This window comes from Arthrobacter sp. H14, assembly GCF_000520495.1.
Taxonomy (GTDB): domain Bacteria; phylum Actinomycetota; class Actinomycetes; order Actinomycetales; family Micrococcaceae; genus Arthrobacter_C.
On record NZ_KI914672.1, the window covers coordinates 8,656 to 18,767 of the forward strand.

Here is a 10,112-nt window from a genome sequence, read left to right on the forward strand (position 1 = left end):
CAAGCCGCAGGCGGCCGGAGGTGTTGCCGTCCGGGCCGGCAAGTTCGTCGATGAGGCGTTGTTGGCGGTTTATCAACAGTGTGGTTCCGTTTCCATCCACCACGGTGATGCCGGCCGCCATGGTGTCAAAAACCGCCGAAAGCTGCCGTTCAGCCATGGCGCCGGATTCGGGTGGTGGTTTAAGCGAGCCAGTGTCCACGTCCCGCGGCTGAAGCAGGTTGCTTCCGCGGCCGAAGTGAATGGTCAGCGTCATGGCGAGTGCAGCCAACGGGATCAGCGCCGCCATGGTGAGTTCTTCCGGGGTGGGAGGGCCAGGGGGCGTAAAGGTGGATGCTGAGACGACTATCAGGGCCCCGATAAAATTCAAAACTGTATTGGTTCTGAGTTTTAGACCCGAGGAGGACAGCCACACCACGGGGAAAACGGCGAGCAGCCCCCACGCGGCAATCACATCTGTGGCAACGGCACCGGCGAACGCGATGAGGAAAAAATCCGCGATGGGAACAACCAAAACTGCACCGGGAAACAACCTGTTCCAAGGCAAGGCAAAACTAACGCCAAGGAGAACAAGGTGAAGAAGCAAGCCCAGTTGAAGGGCCGGGATTCCGAGCAGATCCGGACGAAAAACATGGATCATCACTGCAGCCAGCGCGCTTATTATAGAAAATGGAAACTGGCACGCGAAGACCCGTCCGCCCAGGCCCTGCCCCGGCAAAAGCCGACGCCACACCGGGATACGCGGATCGCTCACATCCGCGCATTCCCGCACGGCCGGGTCCCGGTATTTGTTGCGTACCCCTTCCCCCAATGAAATTCGGCGCATAGGCTCATTATGGTTCCTCGGAATTGAAAAAGTGTAGTCATTACCCTCAGCGGGTTATCCGGGAATATCGTTTTTCACTAATTAACTCAGATGTTTTCCTGACGGAGAGGGTATATGAGCGATCCTGGAGTGGCTGTGGTGATTGAGGACGATCCCGATCTCCGTCACCTGATGGATGCCGTGTTGAGGCAGTCGGGATTCGAGGTCTATTCCGTTGACGAAGGCCGCGAGGGTGTGAAAGCCGCCCGCAGCTACGAGCCCACCATTGTGACGTTGGATATCGGGCTACCGGATATGGACGGTTATGAAGTCCTGCGGCAGATCCGCCAATTCAGTAATTGCTACATCATTATGATCACCGCCATGCGGGATGAAATCGACATGCTGACGGCGTTGAATTCCGGAGCCGACGATTATTTGACCAAACCTTTCCGCCCCCGTGAACTGCGGGCAAGAATAGCGGCAATGTTACGCCGCCCCCGCCCGCAGATGGAACAAAATCCTCCCGGTGCTGCTGACGGCGACGTGTTGGAATGTAACGGGATCACCCTGGTCCGGAAGATGCGCTCTATCACTGTCGAGGGCAGGGAACTGAGTTTGACCAGAAGCGAATTCGACCTGATTCATGAACTGTTACTCCATGCCGGGACGGTGCGGACCAAAGCTGATCTGGTCAGAGCCGTCCGGGGCGAGTATTACCGGGAAGACACCTATATCAGTGAAGCCGATGAGCGGGCCGTCGACGTCCATATAGGTAACCTGCGGCGCAAGCTCGGTGAGGATGCAAAGCAACCCCGGAGGGTGCTGACCGTGCGCGGTATCGGCTATCGCGTGCCGCCGGGGGCAGGTGTGTAGAACGAACTGTTCTTACCCCTGGCGCTCACAGTTGTTCAGCGCGCAACACTTCAACCGTCTTATTTCCACACGCCAGTAGATGGGGCATACCTGCGAGGGTGCTGTCCATGTCCGAGCGGCGGAGCAGCGCCTCCAGGTCGGAGGCGGCTTCGGCCAATAACGCGGCCCCCAGCATGAGGGAAGTGACCTTGATACTCAGCACAGCATCAAGGGCCGCCACCTTGTCCCGGCGGGCAACAGCGGCTGCAAACTTCTCGTACCGCTGTGCCCATATCCCGACAAAGTCCTGCACAAACTCCCGCGCAATGACGGGATCACCAATCTCGTTTTCGAAAGCCTGAAGGACGGCGGCGTCGACGAAGGGACGATTTTCCGTAGCGGCCACGGTCATCGCCGGCACTCGTGTTGGGTTTGCGTGGATGGCACCCACATTAAAAGCACCGTCCTTATCCGGATGTTGGCAACGAAACAATACTCGTTCAGATTACTTTTCCCACCTTGGAAAAAACCTGAAATTGAGCAAATCCTGCCCAAACACTGCGTTTGTCCTTACCCGCGTCCTTGCAGTCATCCATGCACCCGGTAAGCGGTGCGGCTACTTGCAGCGTTTCGGCAGGTAAAGCAAAGGATCCGCAGACTGCTGACAGGCTTTTGACAGATTCGTCGAAGGTCAAACTTTTGGGCCGAATGCGCTGCTAGCTTCAGAAGTGTCGGTGCAGCGCGGACAAATGAAAAGTCCAAACCTGCAGTGGGGAAGCGGAACCAGTCCCAGGGGAAATCGGTACTGGAGCAGTAAGCAGCGAACCCACCGGCAATCACACATCCGGTCTTGGCCGGGGAAGTATAACCGGATCCCGTTCGGGCCGCCCGGGCTACCTAAAAACGAAAGAGAACCATCATGAGGAAATCCAGCAAGCTCATCACCGCTGTCGCAGTTGCAGGTCTGGCCTTCGCCGGCGGCACGGCACTGACCGGCACGGGTCTGGCCACCACCGCCGGGGACACCCAGTTCATCGGCGGTCAGGTCAGCCAGAGCGTCACCGGCGCCACCCTCTCCGCAGTCAACTACGGATTCGCCGACGCCGAAGCCAAAACCCAGGTCAACAGCATTACCCTGACCTTCACCGACACCGCTGACGGTGTCGCCGTCACGGCCGTACCCTCCGGTGGAACGGGCGGCACCTTCAACTGTGGAGTTGTTACCGCAGGCGTCTCCGAGTGCACATACACGGCAGCAGCTACTGAAGCAGGCTACACCGACCTGAGCAGCCTGGCCGTGACCGCCAGCTAATCCGGCATCCAGTTCAAGCGCGGGGCATGACCCATCCGCAACAGTGGGTCATGCCCCTTACTTGAATCGTTAGCGAACAAGGATCCACGATGATGCTGAACCGGTTCTTCCGCCGCCTGCTGGCAGCGGCACTGATGGCGGTTGCGGTCTTGCTGGCCATTAGCGCGGCGGTACTTGCAGGCGGTCACGCAGCTGTGGTGTCCACCGACGGAACCAGCATGAACCCGGTGTACTACCACGGAGATCTTGTCCTCGTGGTCCCGGCGTCTTCCTATTCGGTGGGGCAGATCGTCGCCTACCGGATGCCTGCGGACAACAACGTGGTGTTGCACCGCATCATCGACGGTGACGCGGACGGTTTCGTAATCAAGGGTGATAACAGCCAGTCGATCGACGTGATGCACCCGTCCGCGAAGCAGCTCATCGGCCGCGCGGTCCTGCATATTCCCCACGGCGGCATCTGGCTCCAGCGCCTGACCAGCCCGCCCATGCTGGCCCTGGCCGCCTTCGCGCTACTGGCAGGCGGTGGCACCGCCATCACACGGCGCGCACGCAAACGACGAAGGAAAACCAACATGTCCCGGCACACCATCACAGGATCCGCCCCGGCCACGGCGCTTGGAACCCTCACCCCACCGTTAAAGGCCGCCGCCGGCGCCACCATCCTCGTCGCCGTCCTTGGAGCCGCGCTGGCAGTGCCGGCCTGGACAGGGCCGCTGGAACATTCCTCAGCGGCAGAACCAACCACCGATGCACGCATGGTGTTCTCCTACACCGCCGACGTCAAACCCAGCCCAGCCTATGACGACACTACTGTCGAATCCCCACAGCCGGTCTTCCGCAACCTCATTGATACGGTCGACGTCCACTACTCCTACAGTGGCGAGCCCGGCGACGTGACAGTGGCCGCCGAACTGTCGAGCCCCGGCGGATGGAACTCGACCATCCCACTGGCGGCGCCGGAATCATTCACCGGCGACAGGTATGACGGAACCATCCAACTGGACTTGGAAGCAATTGAGGCCAAGGCCCAGGCAGCGGCCGAAGTCACCGGACTCCCAGCCGGGCAGGTCTCCATCGCCATCACCCCGAAGGTGGAGACAACTACAGGGCATAAATTCGAGCCAACACTGAACCTGAACATGACCCCCCTGCAGGTCACGGTCAACGGCGGCACGGAAGCCCTCACCGTCACTGGCGAAGACACCGCCGTTGAGCCAGCCCTCGTACCGCGGACCATCGGACCCGAGAGCTGGAACCTCACGGCAGCCACGGCACGGGTCATTTCAGCGGTCATGCTGGTGACATCAATGCTCGCCGGCACCATCCTGCTCCTGGCCGCCCGGCGCAGAACCCCGGTCGATGAAGGAGCCACCATCCGCCGCCGCTACGCCGCACTACTGGTAAAGGTGCACCCGATGACCGCACCACAGGGAAGACCAGTCATCGACGTCACAACCTTCGCCACACTGGCCAAACTCGCCGAACGATACGGACTGCTGGTGCTGCACTGGGCACGCAGCGACGTCGAAACCTTCATCGTCCAGGACGAAAACACCACCTACCGCTACCGCACAGGCGCCGAGCAACCAGAACAGCAAACACAAGAGCCGCTGGTGGACGCGGAGGCCTGACAGGATTCCTTGAACTGCCGGACATAAAGACCAGCGCAGCTGATTAAGGCCAAAGTCCCATGAGTTCATATGAAGGAAAAAACATGCCCACTGCAAATCTCCTGCCGGCCCTGGAACCAGGACCCGTTGACCTCGCCACATTTGAATCATTGAGAAGTGAACTCGGAAGCAGTTACGCGCGGCTCATATTCGCGAGGAACTTCGTTGAATTGTTACCGCGCCGGGTACACAGGATCATCTCCGCCCTGGACAACAATGACACCAACATGGCCATGGAGTCGGTGCTGAGCCTGAAGATCACCTCCGCCATGATCGGGGGACCCATCGTGGAGAACAGATGCTCGCAGATTGAACGGGCGGTCCGGGCAGGAAAGTTTTACGAGGCACGACAGCAGAACTTCAGCCTGAAAAATGAAACCTCCGCGCTGGGAGAAGCTCTGACCGGCTTATTACCCCTGTGAGACCCGAGCGCAGAGTCAGACTATAGGGCCGGCTGCGTGAGCGGCGATACCAGCGATCAAATATCTCGAAGCCAGCTTCCCTCTCAATTTAGTTGTGCCCCCGGGGAACAGCCGACCACGGGGAAAGCAGGTGGCCGCTGCATTCAATAGCGGACATGGTCAGCAGGGGAATGAGCCAGCGGGAAGCCGCTTTGACGTATCTGCAGGTTTTCCGACCGGCACGCCCGGGCCTCATTTTAATACCCGGTGTTGGCCTGCGTTTATCTCTCACCAAGACCATCGTAGGGAACCGGCGGCGGCACAATCTCCTGCACCAGTGAGGCAGGCGCCGGTACAGCGATTTACAATCACTCTCCGGCCAAGATTCCGGTTATACGGCAGCCCTCAGAAGCCAACCCGCGCGAGCCAGGCGTAATCATCCATATCCGAGCGGATCCACTGTGACCTCGGGTCAGTCGAAGATGGAGACCGTACCTGGGTGCCGGTCCATGACCTGTGATCAAATCGGAGCGCGACCGGTTCGTCGCCACCGGACCTTGTCAGTCTTGGGCGAAGGTTTGCGCTTTGACCGCTAGCTAGGTTTTATTGGGTACTGAAGGTGGCGATGGCGTTGATCACCGCTGGTCCGAGGATCGCGATGAAAATCACTGGGAAGATAAAAAACAGTAGTGGAAACAGGATCATTACGGGTAGTTTCATGGCTTTTTCCTCTGCCCGCTGGCGTCTTTTGACCCGCATCACTTTTGCCTGCACGCGTAGTACCTGGCCGATTGCGATACCGTAGGCATCCGCCTGTACGACAGCCTGTACAAAGCTTCTCAGCTCCGGAATGTTGGTTCGTTGGGTCAGGGCCGTGTAGGACTCTTTGCGGGAACGGCCGACTTGCATGTCCTGGAGCGTGCGGATCAGTTCCTCGGCCAGCGGGCCATTGCCGTTTTGGCCGGCCCGTGTCATGGCGCCTTCGAAACCCAGCCCTGCTTCCACAGAGATCAGCATTTGATCGAGGGTGTTGGCCAGTTCCAGTTGTATTTGCTTCTGGCGTTTCTGGCCATTGCTCATCAGCAGCAGGTCGGGCAGGAAGTAGGAAAAAACGATGAGGAGCAGGCCGATGAGTTTCACAATCGGAGAGGGATTAAGGATAAAGAAGAATCCGACGGCGCCACCAGCTAAAGCCAGCGCCGGTTTCGCTGCAAGCAGCCGTGGTAATGGCATCGACGCCGGACGTCCGGCGAGGGCAAGCAGCTTGTCGAGCCGTCGGGTGTATGCCTCAGGGGTGATTCGCTGGCCCAGCCTGCTTAGGAGACCGTTATCGGCACGCTCTACTGTTTCATCCTGCTCGCGGCGGCGGTCCAGATTGGTCTGGATCGCAGCCCGGTCTTTCCCGCCGGTGGAGAACCCTGCCCATGCCAGGTAGCCCAGGGGAAGGGCGATAAGCAGCATCCCGGTCACAACGACAATGTCCATGGCCGCCTCAGAACTTCAGATCGATGATTTTACGCATCCAGAGGCCGCCGATGGTCATCAGAACTATGGAGAGGCCAATCATCGCCCATCCCAGAGGCTCGCTGAAAAGGGGGTCCATATAACCAGGGCTCATCACCATGAGCATGCCGACGATGCCAACGGGCATGGCCATCAGGATGTAGGCGGAGAACTTTCCTTCGGAGGCCAGGGATTTGATCTGTCCCTTAATTTCGCTGCGCTCACGGATTGTTTCATTGACCTGATCGAGGACATCGGCCAGGTTTCCTCCCACTTCACGGTTGATCTGGATTGCCTGCGAAACCCAGATGAAGTCTTCGCTGCGCATGCGCGAGGCCGTGTCGTTCAAGGATGAGAGCAGATCCCGCCCGAGGCTCGTCTCGGACACGACACGTCTCATTTCTTCAGACGTCGGGGCGGCCGATTCTATTGCCGCGGCATCGATGGCCCGCAGGATACTGTGACCGGCGCGAAGACTGCCGGTGAGAAGCTGCAGAGTATCTCCCAATTGGCCCTCGAATTTACTGCGGCGTTTGCCGGCCAATCGATTTATAAGGATTTGGCCTGCGGCAGGGACGACCAGAAACAGACCGATGGCCGCCAAGGGTCCGCCGATGACCAGGCCGAGTACGGCGGCAACACATGCGCCGGAAAAAACCAGGATCAGGAAGTCGGTCTGGCTCAATTTCAAGCCGGCGTTTTCCAATGACTCCCTGTTGTACAGCCTGAAACGCCCTCTGGAGAGGTACCCGTCAACGATGTCAACGGCACCGCCGGCGAAACGGGAGAAAACCGAGTGGGATTCCGTCGCGTAGGGGCGCCGGCGTTCAAGGGGCACGTCGGGCTGGGGTTTCAGCACCAGAGTGAGAACCAGCATCACCGCCACCAAAACCAGGCCAACACCAATCAGCAGTTCCATGAGGCACCCCTGTCCCGGTGCGTTGCTTTACCTTCCACCGGTGGGCTCCCTTCCGGCAAAAACGCTGGCTGAGACGTGGATTCCCATGTCCTCAAAACGGTCAATGAAGCGCGGGCGGATCCCAGTTGGCACGGGTGTGCCGCGGAACCGGCCGTGCTCGTCGACTCCGGCGGCGTAATCGAAGACAAAGGCGTCCTGCAGGGTCACTATGTCCCCTTCCATGCCCTGTACTTCTGTCACATGGGTGATCCGGCGGGTTCCGTCGCGCAGCCGGGAAATTTGGATAATCAGGTGCACGGCGGATGCTATCTGTTCGCGGATGGCGCGCAGCGGCAGATCCATTCCGGCCATGAGGACCAGCGTCTCCAACCTGGCCACGGCGTCGCGGGGTGAGTTCGAGTGGACGGTGGAGAGGGATCCGTCGTGGCCGGTGTTCATGGCCTGGAGCATGTCCAGTGACTCGCCGCCGCGGACCTCACCGACGACGATACGGTCCGGGCGCATGCGCAACGAGTTCCGCAGTAGTTCGCGGATCGTGACCTCCCCTTTGCCCTCGGTGTTCGGGGGGCGGCTTTCCAACCGGACCACATGCTCCTGCTGGATTTGGAGTTCGACGGCGTCCTCGATGGTGACAATTCTGTCCGTGTCCGGCAGGAACGAGGAAAGGACGTTCAACAGGGTTGTCTTTCCTGTTCCCGTTCCACCGGAGACGATGATGTTCAGTTTGGCTTTCACGCAGGCGTTGAGCAGTTCAGCCATGGCCGGGGTGAGGGTGCCGAAATCGATGAGGTTACGTACGGTCAGCGGTGTCCGGCTGAATTTACGGATCGTCAGGGACGAACCACCCACCGCAAGCGGGGGGATGATGGCGTTGACGCGGGATCCGTCCTCAAGTCGGGCATCCACGAGCGGAGAAGACTCATCGATGCGCCGGCCGACTTTCGAGACGATGCGTTCGATGACTTTGCGCAGGTGGGCCTCGGAGCTGAAGCGAGAATCGGTCAGTACCAGTTTCCCCTTTCGCTCCACATAAATCTGGTCCATCCGGTTGACCATGATTTCGGTGACTTCCACATCGTCCAGGAGCCGTTGCAGCGGCCCATAACCGAGCACGTCGTCGGCGACATCACGGATAAGCCGTCCCCGCTCATCGGGGCTCAGCGGCACACGTTCAGCATCGATGACCTGGGCCAGCTCATCGCGGGCGGTGGAGCGGAGCTCGTTCTCGGTGAGCGTCGAGTCATTGAAACGGGCGCCCATCCGCTCAAAAAGGGCGGTCGCGGCACGCTGTTTCAAACCCGCAAGTGCGTCCACAGGCTGCTGGACCGGAGACTTTCGGGGTTCCTCCTGCCCGGACTGGGCCGGGGTGAACACGCTGGCCGCAGCGCTGTCCTCGGTTCCCACGGGTACAGGTTCCGCATTCGCCGCAGCCGCTTTGCCTGTACCGGCTCCGGTCTGCGCAGCACCAGCGTCCGGACGGGTCTCCTGCCGGGCCGCGTTGAGCCGTTCGGATAATTTCATCGGACCACGACCCTGCGGTGTAATTTACGTTGGGCTTTGGCTCTCCAGGCGGGGTCGAAGCGCTCGATCAGATTTTTGAGTCCTTTGACCGCACGGTCACGGCGCGCCTCCTGCAAGACAGGAATCCCGCGGTTGGTCGAATACGCGACGACTTTTGAACGGGGGATACTCACGTCCACGGGCGCTCCTATAGTTGATTCAACGTCCTGGATCGAAAGCCCTGCCTTCGAATCGGCCATATTGAGCACCACGTGCCGGTTACCCGGCAGAATGTTCAGATTCTTTAGTATGTCCAGCCCGGAGCGCAGCCCCCGGACGCTGGGTATGTCCATTCCACTGACCCAGACGACATCCGTACACCGCTCCATGGCCGCCAGACCAAGTTCGGGCAATCCCGGGGCCGTGTCCACGATGACGTAGGCGAATTCAGCTGCGAGTTGTTCCAGCAGGCGGGTAATCTGCTCACTTGAAATGTCATCGGCCTCTGCAGGGTTTTTAGGGGCACAGAGTGCATAGATGCCAGCTGGGTGGACCGTGAGGAACGCCTTCAGGACCAGGGTGTCCTTGGCTGCCGAAGGGGACACCGCGTCGATAACGGTGTGTTCGGGTTTTAGGAAGAGACCTGATGCCACATCGCCGAATTGTAAATCCAGGTCCACGATAACCACACCCATAGGTGCGATTTTCCCGAGCCCGACGGCGATATTGGTCGCGACGGTGGTCTTGCCTACTCCTCCCTTGGGGGAGAATACCCCGATTACCAGTCCCTTATTATGGGGCTCTTCAGGAACAGGATGGTAGGTCCGCTGCCGGGTGGCGAAGGCCTGGCAGGCGCGCTCAAGCACCACCATGATCTGGTCCGCATCAGCAGTTGGGCTCAGGACGTCCCGGATGCCGGCACGCATGGCGTGCACAATCAACTCCGGACTGTAGTCACCCGCGAGGATAATACTGATTTCGGGAAACTGGACATCGAAAACAGTGGCCAGCCTCAGTGCCTCTTCCACGGAAATTCCCGGCCCGAGGATGAGAACCTCCGGGTGGTGCGTCAGAGCAGCGAAGAGCTCCTGCGGGTCGGCGGGCACCGTAGCGGTCAAAAACGTCCGCACCTCCCCCTGGAGGCCGC

Annotated in this window: 9 protein-coding genes and 1 pseudogene; 4 read left to right on the forward strand and 6 right to left on the reverse strand. The window is 59.7% G+C overall.

Annotation, left to right across the window (positions count from 1 at the left end; genetic code table 11):
- Nucleotides 1–823, reverse strand: a pseudogene (locus Y707_RS31615) (hypothetical protein); the annotation flags it as partial.
- A gap of 114 nt (nt 824–937) precedes the next feature.
- On the opposite strand from Y707_RS31615, the gene Y707_RS0116070 reads away from it, so the two are divergent.
- Nucleotides 938–1,678: a response regulator transcription factor gene (locus Y707_RS0116070; RefSeq protein ID WP_026535838.1), complete on the forward strand. Its 741-nt coding sequence runs from the start codon at nt 938–940 to the stop codon at nt 1,676–1,678.
- A gap of 25 nt (nt 1,679–1,703) precedes the next feature.
- Here the strand turns inward: Y707_RS0116070 and Y707_RS26765 are convergent, their stop codons facing one another.
- A complete protein-coding gene (locus tag Y707_RS26765) occupies nt 1,704–2,069 on the reverse strand; it encodes a hypothetical protein (RefSeq protein ID WP_051442107.1) in 366 nt (121 codons plus the stop codon).
- A gap of 507 nt (nt 2,070–2,576) precedes the next feature.
- Between Y707_RS26765 and Y707_RS0116080 the strand changes: the two genes are divergently transcribed.
- The 3 genes from Y707_RS0116080 (at nt 2,577) to Y707_RS29125 (ending at nt 5,064) form a co-directional block, all read left to right on the forward strand.
- Nucleotides 2,577–2,969, forward strand: coding sequence for a hypothetical protein (locus Y707_RS0116080; RefSeq protein WP_026535839.1), 393 nt, complete (start codon nt 2,577–2,579; stop codon nt 2,967–2,969).
- A gap of 89 nt (nt 2,970–3,058) precedes the next feature.
- A complete protein-coding gene (locus tag Y707_RS0116085; protein ID WP_026535840.1) occupies nt 3,059–4,603 on the forward strand; it encodes a signal peptidase I in 1,545 nt (514 codons plus the stop codon).
- A gap of 83 nt (nt 4,604–4,686) precedes the next feature.
- On the forward strand, nt 4,687–5,064 hold the full coding sequence (locus tag Y707_RS29125) for an Hpt domain-containing protein (RefSeq protein ID WP_051442108.1): 378 nt from the start codon (nt 4,687–4,689) through the stop codon (nt 5,062–5,064).
- A 582-nt stretch (nt 5,065–5,646) separates the two neighbouring features.
- On the opposite strand, the gene Y707_RS0116095 is transcribed toward Y707_RS29125, so the two are convergent.
- From Y707_RS0116095 to Y707_RS26775, 4 genes are all read right to left on the reverse strand, one after another.
- Nucleotides 5,647–6,528 (reverse strand): type II secretion system F family protein, encoded by an 882-nt coding sequence (locus Y707_RS0116095; RefSeq protein ID WP_026535841.1) that lies wholly within the window; start codon nt 6,526–6,528, stop codon nt 5,647–5,649.
- A gap of 7 nt (nt 6,529–6,535) precedes the next feature.
- Nucleotides 6,536–7,465, reverse strand: a complete 930-nt coding sequence (locus Y707_RS0116100) for a type II secretion system F family protein (RefSeq protein WP_026535842.1) — start codon at nt 7,463–7,465, stop codon at nt 6,536–6,538.
- A 27-nt stretch (nt 7,466–7,492) separates the two neighbouring features.
- Nucleotides 7,493–8,986: a TadA family conjugal transfer-associated ATPase gene (locus Y707_RS0116105; protein ID WP_026535843.1), complete on the reverse strand. Its 1,494-nt coding sequence runs from the start codon at nt 8,984–8,986 to the stop codon at nt 7,493–7,495.
- A partial coding sequence (locus Y707_RS26775) for a CpaE/TadZ family protein (RefSeq protein WP_035782107.1) occupies nt 8,983–10,112 on the reverse strand: 1,130 nt, incomplete at its 5' end. The genes Y707_RS26775 and Y707_RS0116105, both read right to left, overlap by 4 nt.

Excerpts from the sequence above, each read along its gene's own strand:
- Y707_RS0116070 (WP_026535838.1), top strand. The coding sequence starts at position 938 with ATGAGCGATCCTGGAGTGGCTGTGGTGATTGAGGACGATCCCGATCTC.
- Y707_RS26765 (WP_051442107.1), bottom strand. The coding sequence starts at position 2,069 with ATGACCGTGGCCGCTACGGAAAATCGTCCCTTCGTCGACGCCGCCGTC.
- Y707_RS0116080 (WP_026535839.1), top strand. The coding sequence starts at position 2,577 with ATGAGGAAATCCAGCAAGCTCATCACCGCTGTCGCAGTTGCAGGTCTG.
- Y707_RS0116085 (WP_026535840.1), top strand. The coding sequence starts at position 3,059 with ATGATGCTGAACCGGTTCTTCCGCCGCCTGCTGGCAGCGGCACTGATG.
- Y707_RS29125 (WP_051442108.1), top strand. The coding sequence starts at position 4,687 with ATGCCCACTGCAAATCTCCTGCCGGCCCTGGAACCAGGACCCGTTGAC.
- Y707_RS0116095 (WP_026535841.1), bottom strand. The coding sequence starts at position 6,528 with ATGGACATTGTCGTTGTGACCGGGATGCTGCTTATCGCCCTTCCCCTG.
- Y707_RS0116100 (WP_026535842.1), bottom strand. The coding sequence starts at position 7,465 with ATGGAACTGCTGATTGGTGTTGGCCTGGTTTTGGTGGCGGTGATGCTG.
- Y707_RS0116105 (WP_026535843.1), bottom strand. The coding sequence starts at position 8,986 with ATGAAATTATCCGAACGGCTCAACGCGGCCCGGCAGGAGACCCGTCCG.